At 34.5% G+C, this 17,419-nt stretch carries 18 protein-coding genes; 10 read left to right on the top strand and 8 right to left on the bottom strand.

The annotated features are described in order from the left end of the window. Positions 1 to 136: 136 nt before the first annotated feature. From ACQVV1_RS13520 to ACQVV1_RS13535, 4 genes are all read left to right on the top strand, one after another. Positions 137 to 478, top strand: a complete 342-nt coding sequence (locus tag ACQVV1_RS13520; RefSeq protein ID WP_431168965.1) for a DUF485 domain-containing protein — start codon at positions 137 to 139, stop codon at positions 476 to 478. 2 nt (positions 479 to 480) lie between these two features. Continuing rightward, positions 481 to 2,031 carry a solute symporter family protein gene (locus ACQVV1_RS13525; RefSeq protein WP_217994233.1) on the top strand — a complete coding sequence of 517 codons (1,551 nt, stop codon included), beginning with the start codon at positions 481 to 483 and terminating at the stop codon, positions 2,029 to 2,031. 178 nt (positions 2,032 to 2,209) lie between these two features. Beyond that, the gene (locus ACQVV1_RS13530) at positions 2,210 to 3,559 is read left to right on the top strand and encodes an aspartate aminotransferase family protein (RefSeq protein ID WP_431168966.1); all 1,350 of its coding nucleotides are present in this window, start codon (positions 2,210 to 2,212) and stop codon (positions 3,557 to 3,559) included. 81 nt (positions 3,560 to 3,640) lie between these two features. Continuing rightward, entirely contained in the window at positions 3,641 to 3,919 is a 279-nt protein-coding gene (locus tag ACQVV1_RS13535) for a DUF3986 family protein (RefSeq protein WP_431168967.1), read from the top strand. Positions 3,920 to 3,982: 63 nt separating this feature from the next. Here the strand turns inward: ACQVV1_RS13535 and ACQVV1_RS13540 are convergent, their stop codons facing one another. Beyond that, on the bottom strand, positions 3,983 to 5,146 hold the full coding sequence (locus tag ACQVV1_RS13540) for a cation:proton antiporter (RefSeq protein ID WP_060630255.1): 1,164 nt from the start codon (positions 5,144 to 5,146) through the stop codon (positions 3,983 to 3,985). Positions 5,147 to 5,477: 331 nt separating this feature from the next. On the opposite strand from ACQVV1_RS13540, the gene ACQVV1_RS13545 reads away from it, so the two are divergent. The 3 genes from ACQVV1_RS13545 to ACQVV1_RS13555 all read left to right on the top strand — a co-directional run bounded on the left by ACQVV1_RS13545 (position 5,478) and on the right by ACQVV1_RS13555 (position 9,573). Then, positions 5,478 to 7,151, top strand: coding sequence for a ribonuclease J (locus ACQVV1_RS13545; RefSeq protein ID WP_431168968.1), 1,674 nt, complete (start codon positions 5,478 to 5,480; stop codon positions 7,149 to 7,151). A gap of 97 nt (positions 7,152 to 7,248) precedes the next feature. Next, positions 7,249 to 8,079, top strand: a complete 831-nt coding sequence (locus tag ACQVV1_RS13550; RefSeq protein WP_431168969.1) for a MerR family transcriptional regulator — start codon at positions 7,249 to 7,251, stop codon at positions 8,077 to 8,079. A 138-nt stretch (positions 8,080 to 8,217) separates the two neighbouring features. After that, positions 8,218 to 9,573 (top strand): MATE family efflux transporter, encoded by a 1,356-nt coding sequence (locus ACQVV1_RS13555; RefSeq protein ID WP_431168970.1) that lies wholly within the window; start codon positions 8,218 to 8,220, stop codon positions 9,571 to 9,573. 35 nt (positions 9,574 to 9,608) lie between these two features. On the opposite strand, the gene ACQVV1_RS13560 is transcribed toward ACQVV1_RS13555, so the two are convergent. After that, positions 9,609 to 10,274 (bottom strand): DUF421 domain-containing protein, encoded by a 666-nt coding sequence (locus tag ACQVV1_RS13560; RefSeq protein ID WP_063224094.1) that lies wholly within the window; start codon positions 10,272 to 10,274, stop codon positions 9,609 to 9,611. Positions 10,275 to 10,434: 160 nt separating this feature from the next. On the opposite strand from ACQVV1_RS13560, the gene ACQVV1_RS13565 reads away from it, so the two are divergent. From ACQVV1_RS13565 to nfsA, 3 genes are all read left to right on the top strand, one after another. Continuing rightward, positions 10,435 to 11,013, top strand: a complete 579-nt coding sequence (locus ACQVV1_RS13565) for a YdcF family protein (RefSeq protein WP_431168971.1) — start codon at positions 10,435 to 10,437, stop codon at positions 11,011 to 11,013. Positions 11,014 to 11,162: 149 nt separating this feature from the next. Continuing rightward, entirely contained in the window at positions 11,163 to 11,480 is a 318-nt protein-coding gene (locus tag ACQVV1_RS13570) for a magnetosome magnetite crystal formation protein family (RefSeq protein ID WP_000678041.1), read from the top strand. A gap of 254 nt (positions 11,481 to 11,734) precedes the next feature. Next, entirely contained in the window at positions 11,735 to 12,469 is a 735-nt protein-coding gene (gene nfsA, locus ACQVV1_RS13575; protein WP_048561285.1) for an oxygen-insensitive NADPH nitroreductase, read from the top strand. 88 nt (positions 12,470 to 12,557) lie between these two features. Here the strand turns inward: nfsA and ACQVV1_RS13580 are convergent, their stop codons facing one another. From ACQVV1_RS13580 to ACQVV1_RS13605, 6 genes are all read right to left on the bottom strand, one after another. Continuing rightward, positions 12,558 to 13,283 (bottom strand): sulfite exporter TauE/SafE family protein, encoded by a 726-nt coding sequence (locus ACQVV1_RS13580; RefSeq protein WP_431168972.1) that lies wholly within the window; start codon positions 13,281 to 13,283, stop codon positions 12,558 to 12,560. A gap of 126 nt (positions 13,284 to 13,409) precedes the next feature. Further along, positions 13,410 to 14,630 (bottom strand): MFS transporter, encoded by a 1,221-nt coding sequence (locus ACQVV1_RS13585; protein WP_431168973.1) that lies wholly within the window; start codon positions 14,628 to 14,630, stop codon positions 13,410 to 13,412. A 19-nt stretch (positions 14,631 to 14,649) separates the two neighbouring features. Beyond that, on the bottom strand, positions 14,650 to 15,099 hold the full coding sequence (locus tag ACQVV1_RS13590) for an ArsR/SmtB family transcription factor (RefSeq protein ID WP_063224090.1): 450 nt from the start codon (positions 15,097 to 15,099) through the stop codon (positions 14,650 to 14,652). A 128-nt stretch (positions 15,100 to 15,227) separates the two neighbouring features. Further along, the gene (locus ACQVV1_RS13595; RefSeq protein WP_431168974.1) at positions 15,228 to 16,442 is read right to left on the bottom strand and encodes an MFS transporter; all 1,215 of its coding nucleotides are present in this window, start codon (positions 16,440 to 16,442) and stop codon (positions 15,228 to 15,230) included. A gap of 7 nt (positions 16,443 to 16,449) precedes the next feature. Beyond that, complete coding sequence (locus ACQVV1_RS13600) at positions 16,450 to 16,917, bottom strand: VOC family protein (protein WP_431168975.1); 468 nt, start codon at positions 16,915 to 16,917, stop codon at positions 16,450 to 16,452. Positions 16,918 to 17,083: 166 nt separating this feature from the next. Next, entirely contained in the window at positions 17,084 to 17,203 is a 120-nt protein-coding gene (locus ACQVV1_RS13605; RefSeq protein ID WP_000120179.1) for a YjcZ family sporulation protein, read from the bottom strand. Between the last annotated feature and the right edge of the window lie 216 nt (positions 17,204 to 17,419).

Below are 17,419 nucleotides of genomic sequence, written 5' to 3' on the forward strand. Positions count from 1 at the left end.
AAAAATGTCTATCGAAAAATCTTTGCAGGAATGTATGGATTGTCTAAAATGAAAATAAGTTTCTGAATATTTATAAAATTTAGTCTTTAGGTATACAAGAGGGAAATGTATTTCTAGTAAGAGAGGGGATCGGAGAATGAAACGAGATGATACTTCAGCACGTAAGTTACAAAATGAGGTGAATTATACCGAAGTTGTTCAGTCAGAAGAATTTCAATTGCTATTAAATACGAAAAAGAAGTTTATCGTTCCGATGAGTATTTTCTTCTTAAGTTTTTTTATTGCGTTACCTATTTTAACATCGTATTCAAAGGTGCTCAATACACTGGCATTTGGTGATGTTACGTGGGCGTGGGTATTTGCGTTTGCGCAATTTATTATGACGTGGGCTTTATGTATGATTTATAGCAAAAAGGCGGAATCCTTTGATGAAATCTCGCAAAAAATTCTACAAGATATGCAAAAAGGGAGGGGCTGAACTTGAATACGACTGCGTTTGCACTATTTTTAATTATTGTCCTTGGTACGCTAGTCATAACCTATTTTGCATCGAAAAAAACGAAAAATGCGAGCGAATTTTATACAGCTGGAGGGGGGTTAACTGGTTGGCAAAATGGGCTGGCCATTGCGGGAGATTATATGTCTGCTGCGTCATTTCTTGGTATAGCTGGAGCGATAGCGTTAACTGGGTTTGATGGATTCTTTTATAGTATCGGCTTTTTAGTTGCTTATTTAGTTGTTCTATACCTTGTCGCAGAACCGCTTAGAAATTTAGGGAAGTACACGTTAGCGGATATGATTGCGGCACGTTTTGATGCAAAAAAAGTACGTGGAGTTGCAGCGCTTAATACGATGACGATTTCAATTTTTTATATGATTGCACAATTAGTTGGTGCGGGTGCACTTATTAAACTATTATTAGGTATTGAATATACAACATCTGTATTAATCGTCGGCACACTTATGACTGTGTATGTTATTTTTGGAGGAATGACAGCTACGAGCTGGGTTCAAATTGTAAAGGCTGTACTACTTATGGCTGGTACATTTATTATTTCTGTTATTGTTTTTTCCAAATTTAATTTCAGTGTGACTGAAATGTTCGCTCAAATGAAAACAGCTACGCCGTTAAAAGATTCGTTTTTAAATCCAGGAGTAAAGTATAAAGATGGTCTTGATACGCTTTCTTTAAATTTAGGACTAGTCCTTGGTACTGCAGGATTACCACATATTCTTGTTCGCTTTTTTACAGTACGTGATGCAAAAACAGCACGTCAATCTGTTGTATACGCTACGTGGTTAATTGGTGCATTTTATATTATGACAATTTTCTTAGGGTTTGGAGCAGCGGCGTTTGTAGGAAATGAGGCGATTATTAAAGCAAACCCTGCTGGTAATATGGCAGCACCTTTATTAGCTAAAGCGTTAGGTGGAGATTTCTTATTTGCTTTCGTATCAGCCATTGCCTTTGCAACAATTTTAGCTGTAGTGGCAGGACTTGTATTAACAGCAGCATCAGCATTCGCACATGATTTTTATAATGAGATTCTTCGTAAAGGAAAATCAACGGAAAAAGAGCAAGTATCCATGGCTCGTTATGCGTCTATTGGAGTAGCGGTATTGTCTATTATACTAGCGTTATTTGCCCAAACATTAAATGTAGCATTTTTAGTTTCGTTAGCATTTGCAGTTGCAGCGAGTGCAAATCTACCAGTTATATTATTCACAATATATTGGAAACGCTTCAATACAACAGGTGCCATCTCTGGTATGATTGTTGGTCTTGTATCAGCTATTGTTCTTGTAGCGTTAAGTCCAAATGTTTGGAACCCTGTAGCTGGAAAAGCTATATTTGTTGGGGAAGCGATATTCCCATATACGACACCTGGAATTATTTCGATCCCGCTCGGATTCCTGGCAGCATATTTAGGAACCGTTTTATCTAGTAAGAAAGAAGATGCAGCGAAATTTGATGAAATTCTTGTGAAATCTAATACTGGTCATGGTATTAGCGATGCATCCTCGCATTAAAAAAGAGGAGCTTTTCGATAGATAAGAAAAGCTCCTTTTTCTTGTAAATATTACTGTATTGTTAGTAGGATTTTGTCTTAATTTTGTGGAATGAAAATAAGCAGGGAGAAATTTAAATCATCATGGCACCAGTGCAGCTTTTGTGAGAAATAAGTTGTTATGGAAGGTGGAAGAAATGATGAAAACGAAACAGACTGATGAGTTATTAGCAAAAGACGAGCAATATGTTTGGCACGGAATGCGTCCCTTTAGTCCAAATAGTACAATGGTAGGGGCAAAAGCAGAAGGGTGCTGGGTTGAAGATATACAGGGGAAAAGATATTTAGATGGAATGAGTGGTCTTTGGTGTGTGAATAGTGGATATGGAAGAAAAGAACTTGCAGAGGCGGCATATAAGCAATTACAAACATTATCATACTTTCCGATGTCACAATCGCATGAACCGGCTATAAAGCTTGCAGAAAAATTAAATGAGTGGCTTGGAGGAGAGTATGTTATTTTCTTCTCTAATAGTGGTTCAGAAGCGAACGAAACAGCTTTTAAAATAGCAAGGCAATACTATGCACAAAAAGGTGAACCGCATCGTTATAAATTTATGTCACGTTACCGCGGATATCATGGAAATACAATGGCAACGATGGCAGCGACGGGACAAGCACAGCGTAGATATCAATATGAGCCATTTGCTTCAGGATTTTTACATGTAACGCCGCCAGATTGTTATCGTATGCCTGGAATAGAAAGAGAGAACATTTATGATGTAGAATGTGTAAAAGAAGTAGACCGTGTCATGACATGGGAATTAAGTGAAACGATTGCAGCCTTTATTATGGAACCAATTATTACGGGTGGGGGCATTTTAATGCCCCCACAAGACTATATGAAAGCTGTTCATGAAACGTGTCAAAAACACGGCGCACTACTTATTAGTGATGAAGTGATTTGCGGTTTTGGACGTACAGGAAAAGCATTTGGATTTATGAATTATGATGTGAAGCCAGATATTATTACAATGGCAAAAGGGATTACAAGCGCATATTTACCGTTATCAGCGACAGCTGTGAAAAAAGAAATATATGAAGCATTTAAAGGCAAGGGAGAATATGAATTTTTCCGTCATATTAATACTTTTGGTGGGAACCCAGCAGCTTGTGCATTAGCACTTAAAAACTTAGAGATTATGGAAAATGAAAATTTAATTGGGCGATCTGCACAAATGGGCTCGCTTTTACTAGAGCAATTAAAAGAAGAAATTGGAGAGCATCGACTTGTTGGCGATATTAGAGGAAAAGGTCTACTAGTTGGAATTGAACTAGTAAACGATAAAGAGACGAAAGAGCCAATTGATAACGACAAAATAGCAAGTGTTGTAAATGCTTGTAAAGAAAAAGGGTTAATTATAGGACGAAATGGTATGACAACAGCAGGATATAATAACGTTTTAACATTAGCACCACCGCTTGTTATTTCAAGTGAAGAAATTGCTTTCGTAGTTGGAACGTTGAAGACAGCGATGGAACGTATTTAATGAATCGAGCGAGCTGTAATATACAGCTCGCTTTTATTTATTATGTGAAATATGATAATTCTTTTTAGGGAGGGGAATTTTATGACAAAATATGATCCTAATCAACATTATCACATCGGATATTATGAAGATGGATATGATTTGGAACTGACAGCGTACAAAAGAATACATGAACCAGTTTGGGATGCTTATATTCCGTATTATGAGGTAGACGATTTTTATAAGAAAGTGGAGGAAATGAAGCTAGGTGAATATATAGATGATTATGGAATTATGGTGTACTCATTTCGTAATGATATTGATGATGAAGAAGCACGAACTATTTTTGAAAACTGGTTAAAAAAGAACGGGATTGTTTAAAGATAAAATAAAAAGGAGATTGCTATCTTATAAGATAGCAATCTCCTTTTTATTTTATGAAACTTATTTACTTGCTTTCATTGCTTTATCTTTTGCACCAAAAGTGTATTTTAACATTGGTGGTGTAATCATTGTAGTTAAAATAACGACAATAACGATAGCTGTAAAGTAATCTTGTGCTAGTAGACCTGAAGAAAGTCCTGTTCCTGCGATGATAAGTGCAACTTCACCACGAGAAACCATTCCAGCACCGATAATTGCAGAAGACTTAGCGTCAAATCCAGTCATTCGTGCACCAAATCCACAACCAATTAGTTTCGTTAATACAGCGATTATTGTTAATGCTAAGATGAACCAAATTTGATTGCCAATACCGTCAAATGTAATATTCATACCGATACTTACGAAGAACACGGGAACGAACATAGCGTAAGCGATTGGTTCTACTTTCTTTTCTACTTCATGTTTGTAGTTCGTTTGAGAAATAGCGATACCAGCTGCGAAAGCACCGATAATACCAGCAATTCCTAATAGTTCGCCGAAATATGCGAATGAGAAACAGATGATAAGAGCCGCACTCACGATAGACTCAGATACGCGTAGTGGTGATAACCAGCGCATGATCGCAGGAACACCTTTCCATCCGATTAAAATAATAGAAGCGAAGAATACAACTTTCTTCAAGATAACCATTGTTAAGTTAACATCGTCTGTACCTAAGAAGCTCATTGCAAATGCTAATAAAATAACGACAAGAATGTCATCAAATACAGCCGCGCCAAGCATCGTTGTACTTTCACGTGTTTTCATCTTGCCTAAATCGCGAAGTGTTTGAACTGAAATACTAACACTTGTCGCACATAGAAGTAATCCTAAAAATACAGCATTTCCTTGTTCCATTCCCATAACAAGACCAGAAACGTAACCACCTACGAATGGAAGAATAATACCTCCAAGTGCAACAGCTAAAGAAGAATTACGATTTGCGTTTAATTCTTCTAAGTCTGTTTCAAGTCCTGCCATAAACATTAAAAGAATAACACCGACATTACTTAATTGTGTTAGAAGCTCTGAATTTTCAATCCACCCTAATACAGCTGGACCGATAACGATACCGACAATTAATTTACCTAGTACAGAAGGTTGACCTAATCTAACACTAAGATCACCAGCAAGCTTTGTACTTAATAAAATAAGTGCAATTTGAAAGAAAAATTCGAATTCCATCGGATCCTCTCCTCATCATTTTTATTTTTATCATACGATTTCTCGGAATTTGCCTAATGAAAATATGTAAAACCCATTAAACAAAGGGTCTTGTTACAAGTTCTTTTGAACTCGTAATTTGAACCTGTAATTAATATATAATAGATTTTACAAAAAATCAATGAAAAAATGGGAGCTTTTTGAGGAAGAAGCTGTGCTATTGGGGATATAGGTATAAGAGTAGCGTGTGAATTTTATATTTATGAAATAGTATGAAGTTCTTTTCCATTACAAATAATAAAGCCTAAATACGATTTCACGAATTATAACTGTGAAAGGGAGGACTTATAATTTGAAGTCATTAAAAAATAACTTGTCTATTGTTGCTTTAGGTGGAGTAAATGAAATAGGGAAAAATATGTATGCTATTCAATATGAAAATGATATTGTCGTTATTGATTGCGGATCTAAATTTCCAGATGAAAGTTTATTAGGAATCGATTTAATAATTCCAGACGTCACATACTTGCAAGAGAATAAAGAAAAAATTCGCGGGTTAGTAGTGACACATGGGCATGAGGACCATATTGGCGGAATACCATATTTTTTAAAACAACTAAACGTACCAATCTATGCAACGAAGTTAACGCTAGGTTTAATTGGAATTAAATTAAAGGAACATAATCTTCAAGATGATACAGCATTAATCGTTATTCATTCAGAATCAGAAATTGATTTTGGTTCTATTAAGACGACTTTTTTTAAAACGAATCATAGTATTCCAGATTGTCTCGGTATTGCTTTCCATACACCAGAAGGTACTGTAGTACATACAGGTGATTTTAAATTTGATTTAACACCAGTAAATAATCAACATCCTGATATTCATAAAATGGCTAAAATAGGTAGTGAAGGTGTACTAGCTTTACTATCTGAAAGTACAAATGCAGAACGACCAGGCTTTACTCCATCAGAGAGATCGGTAGGGGAACGGATAGAGGAAATATTTATGAAAGCAAATCGAAAAGTAATTATTTCTACATTTGCTTCTAATGTGAATCGCGTTCAGCAAATAGTTGAAGCTTGTATAAGAACAAATCGAAAACTGGCTTTGCTCGGTAGAAGTATGGTAAATGTAGTAGAAGTTGCTCTAGAGAAAGGGTATTTACATATTCCAGACGGTATGTTAATTGAAGCGAGTGAGGTAAATCGTTTAGATCCAATGCAGGTCGCAATACTTTGTACAGGAAGCCAAGGAGAACCAATGGCAGCTTTAGCGCGTTTAGCAAGTGGAAACTATAGACAAGTTGATGTATTACCAGAAGATACGGTTATTATAGCCGCGACTCCTATTCCAGGAAATGAACGTAACGTTTCGAGAATTATTGATAATCTATTTGCTTTAGGAGCCAAAGTGATTTATGGATCCGGTAGTTCTACTGGAGTCCATGTATCTGGTCATGCGTATCAAGAAGAACTGAAATTAATGCTCACATTAATGAAGCCGAAATATTTTATTCCCATTCATGGAGAGTTCAGAATGCTACATCACCATAGTTTATTAGCAGAATCAATTGGTGTTGAAAAAGAAAATATATTTATCGTTCGTAATGGGGATGTTGTAGATATAAATAATGAAGTGGCAATTCAATCTAGAAAAATACAGGCAGGAAATATATATGTAGATGGATTAGGAATTGGTGATGTTGGTAATGCCTTATTACGTGATCGTAAACAACTTTCAGAAGATGGAATGCTCGTAATAGTTATTACTTTTAATAAAGTGGATGGAGAAATAATTTCAGGTCCTGATATTATTTCTCGTGGATTTGTATATGTTCGTGATTCAGAAGAATTTTTGAAGGAATTAAATAAATTAGCTGTTAGTACGATTAATAATTTAAAGAAAGAGAAAGTGAATAGCTGGGGTATTTTGAAAAGAGAAGTAAGAGAAGCTTTAGGGAAGTATATATATACGAATACGAAAAGAAAGCCGATGATTCTTCCTATAATAATAGAGGTTTAATAATGAATAAAAAGAATTCTCGTATGGGAATTCTTTTTTGTTTTGAAGACAAAATGAACATATAATGAAATAAATAGAAATTGGAAGGGAATAAAAGATGTTATTAAATAAACGTTTTACAATTGGAGAAATGGCAAAAATGCATAATATAGCGGAATCTACTTTACGTTATTATGATGAAAAAGGAATTTTTCATCCGTCCATTGTGGACCCGCAAACGAATTATCGCTATTACACAATCGATCAGTTCTCACTATTAGATACGATTAAATTTTTACGTCAATTAAATATTCCATTAAAGGAAATTAAGAAATATATTGATGAAAGAAACCCAGCATACGCACTCAATTTACTGGAAAAACAACAAGAAATGATGTTAAAAAAACAAAGAGAGATTGAGTATGCTTTGGCGAAAATGGAGCATAGAATTCATTTAATTAAGGAAGCAACAAAAGCAAAAGCTGAACAAATGGTAATTAAAGAGATACCGCAGCGAAAAATTACAGCAATCGCAGTTGCCCCAAATACGACGGATGATATGTTTGAGTACTATATTCATTCGTTGCAAAAAAATATGAGGCAAATGGATGATAGCTTATTTTCTGGAGATATCGGTGTAACCGTTGCAAAAAAAGGATTAATGCAAAATGAGTTTCAGGCATATAGTAGCGTTTTTATTCTTTTGGATTACATGCCTTTTCAAGTACATAGTTCAGATGAAATTAAAGAAGGTATATTTGCTTGTGTATATCACCACGGACCATATGAAGAAACTGATGAAACATATAAGAAGTTAATGAAATACATTGATCAAGAAGGATATGAAGTAAGTGGAGATGCGATTGAGATTGCATTAATTGACTGGTCTGTAACAGAAAATTCAGATGAGCAAGTAACAGAAATTCAAATTCCTGTAGTGAAAAAATAAGGTGAAAACCTTTGAACTAATTACAAATTTACATTCATTAGTATAATTCAGTTACCTATTTTTTAATTCTCTCTTGACCTTCAAGTTACTTTAAGGTTTAAACTGTGAACAGAGCGTTGAAAAAAGGAGCATACTAGTATGGAAGTAACAGAAAAATTAAGAGAAAAACCAATTAAAAGTTTATTTATTTCTTATTTAATACCAGCTGTTCTCGGGATGGTATTAATGTCAGTTAATATTGTAATTGACGCGGTTATGATTAGTAGGGGAGTTGGAGCAAACGGTTTAGCAGGAGTAAACGTGGCTATTCCAGCGTTTTCAATTTTCTTCTCTATTTCATTATGGATTGGAATGGGCGGGGCAACGTTATATTCTATTGCACTAGGTGAAAATAAAATAGAAAGAGCAAGGTCTATTTTTACTCAATCTATGACGGTAGCAGTCATTATCGTAGGTATTTTAGCAGCGATTTGTTTATGGAGAATAGAAGATTTAGCATACTTATTCGGTGCGAATGAAGTGATTTTACCGTATGCGTTAGACTATTTACACGTGTTATTAACATTTGGGATGATATACGTTTTAGAAAATATTTTAAGTACATTTATACGAAATGATGGAAATCCTAATTTAGCAATGGCAGGTCTTGTTGTAACGGCTGTATTAAACATAATGTTTGACTATATCTTTATTTTTATTTTTGGATGGGGCGTAACAGGTGCTGCTTCAGCAACTATTCTTTCGGCAGCGATCGGTTTCCTTGTATTATTAACTCATTTCTTTAGAAAAAGTAGTATTTTAAAGTGGACGAAATTCCATTTTGAATGGGATACGATTAAACAAATTATGATAATAGGTTTTCCGAGCTTTATAACAGAAAGTACGGTGGCAATCGTAACGATTGGTTTTAATATAGCATTCGTCCAATATGCAGGAGAAGTAGGAGTAGCTTCCTATGCGATGGTCAATAGCATTCATGCGATGACATTACTATTATTCTTCGGTGTAGGTGCTGCATTGCAACCAATTGCTAGTTTCCATTACGGTGCAAATTTATCAGAAAGATTGCGTGAAGGATTACAGTTTGCTGTGAAAATTGCAGTTGTACTTGGGGGCGTTGCGATAATTGTCGGATTATTCTTCGGGAAATATATCATTGGTCTATTTGATGTCCAATCTCCAGAATTATTGGAGTTAACATTAACAGGTATTAGTTTGTTCTTTATCCAATACGTATTTTTAGGCTATAACATTGTGTATGGAGAGTACTTCCAATCAGTGCGACAAACGAAAAAATCCGCGCTTATTATAATGAGCCGAGGGTTACTATTTGTTATTCCATTGTTATGGATTATGCCAAAGGTATTTGGGATAAACGGAATTTGGCTCGTTATGCCAGTAGCGGAAGTAATAACAGCGATTATTCTATTTACGATGAATCGTATGAAACATCCTGTTCCATTAAACATGGCGGGAGAGAAGGGAGTAATATAATGAAGAAAATCCCCTTAAGCAATTAAGGGGATTTTCTATTCTTTTAAACTAATTGCAAAAGATCCATCTATTTCTTGAACAGAAGCAAAGGCAACGTTTTTAATATTTGTAATTCCTTTTTCTTTTAACTCTTTATATAACCACTGTTTGTCCTTATGAATTAACTTTAAGTTATCGTATTGAATTTGTGAATCAACGATAAGGGCAATTGGTAATCCAGCATATTTAACATCTATGTTCAAATCTTTTGGAGTTAATGGTACAAGTTCACGCTTTGGCAAAATACTAATGGCTCCATTTGCTTCTAAAATAGCATATTCAATTTCGTGAACACTCGGGTATCCTGCAACGCGAAGGTTAGAAAGTAGTTCAGCAATGGGATATCTACTTTTTTGTAGGTTCTCAAAAATAATGTCACCATGTTTAATTAAAATGATAGGGTGTCCAAGAATAAAACGATTTAGTTTGTTGAATAGGCTTAATTTTGTAAGGATTAAATGCAAACATGTAATAACGACCATACCGAGAAAAGCTTGCAAAGCACCAGAGACTGGTATGGCTTGAAAAGCTAAATAAGATAAAAAGATAATAGCACCAAAATCATGAGGAGTTAGTTGTGCTAAAGCAGATTTACCGAGCATCTTAAGTGATAATAAAAATAAGATAAAAAAGAATGATACGTTACATAAAAAGAGAAGCAATAGGGACACTCCTTCGTGCAAAGTTGTACTTACTGTTCCCGAAAGGAATATAAATATTACTTTCTAGAGGATAAATTAGGGTGAATTGGAATTTGTCTGTATACAAACAAATAAATGGATATTATGATGAAAGAAGCAAAAAACATAGGAGTATACAGATATGAAAAAGAAGAAAATAATTAAATATATTATAGCAATCATAATGGTTTGCGCTGTTTATGCGGGATTCTTACAATATAACATTTATAAGCATGGGCATATGAATGCCACCTACGATGCGGATTATATAATTGTGTTAGGCTCGAAGGTAAACGGGACGAAACCATCTTACTCATTGCAATACCGTATTGATAAAGCAGCTGAGTATTTAAAATCACATGAGAAAACAATCGCTATTGTGTCTGGAGGGAAAGGAAAAGGAGAAGATATTTCAGAAGCATTAGCAATGAAAAATGGATTAATGAAACTAAAAATTGCAGAAGAACGCATTATAATGGAAGATAAGTCAACGAGTACAGATGAGAACATTAAATACTCAAAACCTTTAATTCCGGACAATATGAAAAAAGGAATGATCGTAACAAACGATTTCCATATGTTTAGAGCGAAAAAAATAGCAGCAAAACAAGGTTTACAATTAGAAGGGCTATCAGCCGAAACGCCGAGGCGAATTGTCATTTCATCGAATATACGAGAGTATTTAGCCATTACGCAATATTGGTTTATGAATCGAATATAGAGAAAAGTAATCCCGTCTGGAAGTCCAGGCGGGATTATTTTTGAGGGAAATCTTACACATATGTCATGTTCATGAAAGGTAAAGCGATAGTTTCTGGAATAGATTCCTGACATAATGAAGATAACAAAAACTATTTAGAGGTGAATCGGATGAAAGGAAATAATATATTATCTTCACTATGTTACTTTAGTATCTTTTTTGCACCATTTTTACTTCCAATTATCGTGTACTTCGTTGCAGAGGATGAAGTGAAATACCACGCGAAAAAAGCATTTTGGTCACATATTTTCCCGTACGCAATTTTATTCGGAGGATTAGCGATATCAGGAATATACGGTTTAGGATTCAATCAATCTGACGGTGCTGGAATTGGAATGATGATCACATATGCAGTGTTCATTCTTGTAGGAATTTACTACTTTATTTGGAATATCGTAAAAGGTATTAAAGTTTTGAAAACGGCGTAATAAGATAAGAAATAATATGATGTGAATCTGTCGTTATTTGTCGGTAAGTCGATATCCCTTGTCGAATCGTTGATATATTCGAAAAATCGTTGATATAGTGTAAGGAACCGTTGATATAATTTCATTTACCGTATTGATAAACGTTTTAAAAAAGAGCAATTTAAAAAGAATTGCTCTTTTTGTGCTTATAAGTTGTGAATATTGAAAAAGATGTGTTAATTTTTCATTATGAAGAGAAAAAAGGAGTGATTTTCATGAATGAGATCATACATAAGATGGAGCAACACGTTTCAGTTCGTAAATATAAAGAAGAATCAATTCCGAAAGATGTAGTAGAAAGAATGGTGCAAGCTGCGCAGCATGCGGCTTCCTCACATTTTGTACAAGCCTATTCTGTTATATATGTAACAGATCAAAACCTAAAGGCTAAATTAGCAGAGCTATCTGGAAATCGTCACGTGAAAGACTGCGCAGCATTCTTTGTTTGTTGTGCAGATTTAAAACGACTTGAAATGGCATGTGAAAAACATAGCACAGAGATAAAGCATGAAGGAGTAGAAGACTTTATCGTAGCAACGGTAGATACTTCACTCTTTGCGCAAAACTTAGCGTTAGCAGCAGAATCGTTAGGATACGGCATTTGTTATATTGGTGGTATTCGTAATAATCCGAGAGAAGTGAGTGAATTGCTTCATTTACCAGATAAAGTATATCCTGTATTCGGAATGACAGTCGGTGTACCAGATGAAGATCATGGAGTGAAACCGCGTTTACCAGTAGCAGCAATCCTTCATGAAAATGGATATGATGAAAAGAAATATGATGAATTATTAAATGAATACGATGAAACGATGAGTGCGTATTATAAAGAAAGATCATCAAACAAGAAAAGTGTAGCATGGACGGAATCAATGAGCTCATTTATGTCCAAAGAAAAAAGAATGCATATGAAAGAGTTTTTAAGTGAAAAAGGACTTAATAAGAAATGAGTAAAAAGGCAGACCTGAATGCAGGTTTGCCTTTTTTGGAGGAGAAAATATGAAGAAAGCTTTAATCTTTTTATCCTGAAAAACTTATTTATAACAAATGCAAACTTTCAATAAGAAGATACATACCTGTGCAACTCAAAAGGATATACGTAAATATTTTGAAAATCCGTTGATTAAGCCATTTGAAAATAATTTGGCCTATATACAAACCTAGAAATACGATTGGAATAGCGTAAAAACTTGATTCCCAAATTGTTTTGTTTGTACCAGTAAAGAGTATTTGAGTTAGTAGGCTAATGAAATATATAAATAGATAAAAAGCTAAAGTAGTTGCTCTCAATTTCTCTTTTTTCGTATCGGTTCCTGTAAAGTACAGTAACAGGGGTGGTCCTGGCATACCGATACTTGTCGTTAAAAGACCGGATAATCCGCCCACTAAGAAATCTCTAGATTTTGTTGATTTAATCTTAAGGTTGCATATTAGCATCAACGTTAATAGTAAGAGCAGGATGCTAATTGCTAATTTAAATGTGTTGATGTTAATGGTAATGAAAATGAAAATACCAAAAGGTACACCAACTATACTTCCGAAAATTAACCTTTTCAGTAGAATAAAATCAATGTCCATTCTTATTTCCCAAATGAGTGATATGGAAATAATTAATGATAAAATGATATTTATTTGTATAGCTTCTTGTGGTAGAAATAACATGAGTAAGAAAGGGGTTGCCATAATAGAAAAGCCAAAACCTGTACTTGTTTGTAAAATAGAAGCTACTAATATAATACATATAAAAATGAATATAATCTCCAAAATAGCCCTCCTACATAATCAGATCCAATGCATATTTTAACATAAAGAGAAACTTTAATCAGTGGGGGGCTTACTATCCTTTAATACGGAAAAAAAGCGGCAAAATAGCCGCTTTTTATGTTGCAGTTAATATTCTAATGACGATTCTGTAGCTTTAAAATACTTTTCACGTGAAGGAGTCATTACTCGGAGTGCTAATAAACAGGAAAGGAAAAGAATGAGTAACGAGCTACTTATTACAGTAATTTGAACAGAAAGAAATTGTGCGGATGCCCCAATTGCTAAAACGAAAAAGATTTGGATGAAATTTTTTATGGAATCAAACACGCTATCGATACGTCCTATCATATGTACAGGGATGTTATTTTGATAAAATGTGATAAAGCCAGTACCAGCAAATGATGAAGAAATGCCAAGTAAAATGAAACCGCCTGCTGCAACTATAAATGAATTTGAAAAGGAAAAAATTACATAACCTATTGCTGTGAAAATTATACCGAGTCCGATACAATGTTGAATTGGTAATCGTTTGGCAAAGAGAGAAACAAGAAATGAACCGAAAATATAAGCAGCACCAGTTATACTAACAAGCATGCTATATTCCATATCGGATAAAGACAGTACTTGATTTGTGAATACAACTTCTTGTGAATCGAGCGCCATAGAAACAAGCATAGTCGCTTGAAATAAAACGAATATGAGAATGATGTAAGTTTCAGTTCGAGCGAATGAAAAAACTTGTTTCCAATCACTTCGTAATGTTTGTCCGAAAGTATTTGCAACTTCTTCGTTTTGTTTTGTTTGTAATGTAATGTTCGGCAAGAAGTAAATGAGAATGGTAGAAAGTAGAAAGGAAAGTGAGTTGCAGTAAATAACAAAGGATGCTGAGTACGTGGTGAGAAGTATTCCAGCAAGGGCTGGACCGATAATAAAAGCCCCGCTTGTACAAAAGTTATTCCAAGCGTTGAATTGAGCGCGTTCTTCAGCTCGTATGAGCATTGTTTTATAAGAAAATGAAGCTGGATCGAAAAATGATGTAGCAATACGAGTCAAAAAGATAAAAATATAAATGGCCCAAATAGAATCAAATAGTGGAATACACCCAATGAGAGCTGCTCGAATTATATCTGTGATGAGCATAATGGCCCGTTTGTTTAATCGATCTACTATGCTACCAGACCATATTTTTGTAACAACGGTGGCAATTGGACCTACAATCCATAATCCTGCTACAGCAGCAGGGGAGTTTGTGCTATTTAACACTATTAAGTTTAGAGCGATAAGATACATAAAATCACCTAAACGAGAAATTCCTGTTCCTGACAATAATAATAATTTATTTTTCATGAACAAATGGCCCTTTCTTTCATTGTTTTTTAATCTTGCAGGAAATAGCATATTCTTCTTCAGAGTTTGATTGACGAGCGGTTTTGTTTTCCCAGCGTAATAAAACTTGTGTAATCTCCCAAGTCAGCTGTTGTAATTCCTCCGGAGTTAAAAATAGATGAGATACAATATGACTACCTGTATTCGTTCCTTCTGTGCCGCTCTCTTCAATATAGAAGTGAGCTGCTTTTGCTTTATAATATTTTTCAATAATCCCTCGTTTTTCCTTCGTTTCTACTAATTCAAGCAACCCTCCATCGTATAAAATTTGAACGTGATAATGTACGCTTCCAGCAGTTTTGTTTAGTTTAGTAGCTACTTGTTTTGCAGTGAGTGCTTCGTCTTTTAAAAGGTGAAGGATTTGAATACGAGTTGCATTAGAAATGAGCTTCTGCTGCTCAGCTGAAATAGTAAGTCTATCGTCAAACATTATGGCATCCCCTTTCTTATAATCTAAATTTATTGTACATTCTAAAAAATTAGAACGTAAGGGAAATAAATCATCTTTTTCCTTTATATTTCGACATAAATAAAAATAGCATGTACATAAACATGCTATTAATTGGAGGTAGATTCCTCATTAAATTCCCCGCGATAAAATAAAAACAGCCATATAAAACTAACTAAAATACAACATATAGCTAGAAAACTACCAATCATTTGAGGAGAAAGGATTTCTAATAGCCACCCTGTAATGAACATAGATAACTGTATAAGCGAACCATAAATTGAGTAATGACATGAAAAAACTTTACCAATCATATTTTCGTGCGTGTAAGTTTGAAGTAATGTCGTATCAAGTGGAACGATGATGCCTCCTGCTATGCGCATACAGAGCAATGTAGTGATACCGATAATAAGTTGATCAGATAAAATGAATCCGAGAAAGAAAATTCCCTGTAGGAAATAGGCCCAACCAAATGCTTTTTTCATTTTCTCTTTATTATGAGATATATAAAGATTAACGAGGAGGCTGCCGATGATAAGCCCCGCCCCCTGAACCGAATATAAAACTCCAATGTTAGTGTGGAAAATTTTTTCAGCATAGATTGTTAAAAGCAGCTGATAAGCACCTCCAATAATGCCCCATGAAATGCCGACAAGAATTAATGTTAAAATGATTTTTGTTTGTAATATGTATGTATAACCATCTTTTATATCAGTGAACAATGCTTTGTTCTTGTTACAAGTATCATGAGCAGGAATACTCATATTATAAATAAAATAGGCTGAAATAAAGTACGACAGGCTGTTCATTAAAAAAGCAAACTCAATATGGAAAGAATGTGCAACTATTCCGCCTAAAGAAGCCCCCATAATAGACATAAAACCATTCATTGTACTAGAAAGAGAGTTCGCAGTTACGAAATGATTTTGGTGTATGATATTCTTTAAAGTTGCTTGTTTAGCCGGCTCAAATAAACAAGAAAGTACAGATAAACATATATTAGCAATGAAAATAATCTCAATTTTATATGGTGCAAATAAGTAAGTGAGGACGAGCATGCCTCGTAAAATATCGGTAAAAATCATAATATTCTTTTTAGAAAAACGATCTACAATTCCGCCAATGAAAGAGCTAAGAAGAAGCTGGGGTAAACCTTTACTTATAAAAGTAAGTGCGATCATAAACGGAGATTCCGTTATGCTATAGACGAATGTTAATAAAGCTACCGTGTGAAACCAATCCCCAAGTACACTTAATGTTTGACCGTAAAATAGTTTTTTGAAGTTATTATTTGTTTTAAGTAGTGCGGAATAAGAAACTGACATAAAAGGATTAATCTTTATGTAATGATGATGCTTGAACTTGTTTTTTCCATTCGCTTACATACACTTTCTCTTCTGTAGAAAGTCCAACAGGTAATTGTGTAATCAATTCTAAACTATTTCCATCAGGATCGTTAAAGTATACAGCGGCATGTGCTAATTCTGGAAAAACAATTGGTTCAATTGGTTCCATTCCAAAGTCTTTTCGTGCTGAAATTCCTTTTTGATTTAACCAGTGTATCGCATTTTCTAAATCATGTAAGCTTACTTGAAAGGCTATGTGTCGTAAAGAGGGGTGATAATTCACTTTGTATTCTGTGCCTTCCCAAAGACCGAGCCAACTTTCATTTTCTTTAATCCAAAAGAAAGCAATATCATCTCCTCTTTTATATAGTTTCAGTCCAAGTGATTCATAAAAAGATATTGATTTCTCTAAGTTACGGACGGGTAAATGCGCTTCGTAAAGACCTTTAATCATGGTAATCCTCCTTAATAAAAATGTTTCTTATTCCATAGTAAACGATATTTTGTTAGTTGAAATCACAAATAAGAGGGATATAAATTCATACGAAAGTATGAAAAAACAGCTCAAATCTGAGCTGTTTTCGTATAGTTTTTCATTCATTTGTTAAGGATAGGATATATTAGTATCCGTATCCGCCGCCACCCCAACAGCTACATCCGATGATGATTAGAAGGATGAATAGTACGATTAGCAAAGCAAATCCACCGCCGAAACCAGCGCAACTTCCACCATAGCTCATATGTTTTCCTCCTTTTAAATAAGTTAATCTATATAATTCATGGACTACTGTATACAGTATGTTTTTTGTGTGGAAAAGGAGCCAGTCTCTTTTGTAATTAGACAAACGCCTGTGTGGTCATTTTAAGTGTATATTGAGCTAGGGATGTATGAATGAATCGTTATATATTTTGCAATTTGTTCATAAAAAAACATAAAAATTGTAAAAAAAACCATT

The organism is Bacillus basilensis, from assembly GCF_050630465.1.
In the GTDB taxonomy this organism is placed as follows: Bacteria; Bacillota; Bacilli; order Bacillales; family Bacillaceae_G; genus Bacillus_A; species Bacillus_A basilensis.

Excerpts from the sequence above, each read along its gene's own strand:
- nfsA (WP_048561285.1), top strand. The coding sequence starts at position 11,735 with ATGAATGAGATCATACATAAGATGGAGCAACACGTTTCAGTTCGTAAA.
- ACQVV1_RS13565 (WP_431168971.1), top strand. The coding sequence starts at position 10,435 with ATGAAAAAGAAGAAAATAATTAAATATATTATAGCAATCATAATGGTT.
- ACQVV1_RS13555 (WP_431168970.1), top strand. The coding sequence starts at position 8,218 with ATGGAAGTAACAGAAAAATTAAGAGAAAAACCAATTAAAAGTTTATTT.
- ACQVV1_RS13550 (WP_431168969.1), top strand. The coding sequence starts at position 7,249 with ATGTTATTAAATAAACGTTTTACAATTGGAGAAATGGCAAAAATGCAT.
- ACQVV1_RS13605 (WP_000120179.1), bottom strand. The coding sequence starts at position 17,203 with ATGAGCTATGGTGGAAGTTGCGCTGGTTTCGGCGGTGGATTTGCTTTG.
- ACQVV1_RS13520 (WP_431168965.1), top strand. The coding sequence starts at position 137 with ATGAAACGAGATGATACTTCAGCACGTAAGTTACAAAATGAGGTGAAT.
- ACQVV1_RS13595 (WP_431168974.1), bottom strand. The coding sequence starts at position 16,442 with ATGTCAGTTTCTTATTCCGCACTACTTAAAACAAATAATAACTTCAAA.
- ACQVV1_RS13585 (WP_431168973.1), bottom strand. The coding sequence starts at position 14,630 with ATGAAAAATAAATTATTATTATTGTCAGGAACAGGAATTTCTCGTTTA.
- ACQVV1_RS13540 (WP_060630255.1), bottom strand. The coding sequence starts at position 5,146 with ATGGAATTCGAATTTTTCTTTCAAATTGCACTTATTTTATTAAGTACA.
- ACQVV1_RS13530 (WP_431168966.1), top strand. The coding sequence starts at position 2,210 with ATGAAAACGAAACAGACTGATGAGTTATTAGCAAAAGACGAGCAATAT.
- ACQVV1_RS13535 (WP_431168967.1), top strand. The coding sequence starts at position 3,641 with ATGACAAAATATGATCCTAATCAACATTATCACATCGGATATTATGAA.
- ACQVV1_RS13600 (WP_431168975.1), bottom strand. The coding sequence starts at position 16,917 with ATGATTAAAGGTCTTTACGAAGCGCATTTACCCGTCCGTAACTTAGAG.
- ACQVV1_RS13590 (WP_063224090.1), bottom strand. The coding sequence starts at position 15,099 with ATGTTTGACGATAGACTTACTATTTCAGCTGAGCAGCAGAAGCTCATT.
- ACQVV1_RS13570 (WP_000678041.1), top strand. The coding sequence starts at position 11,163 with ATGAAAGGAAATAATATATTATCTTCACTATGTTACTTTAGTATCTTT.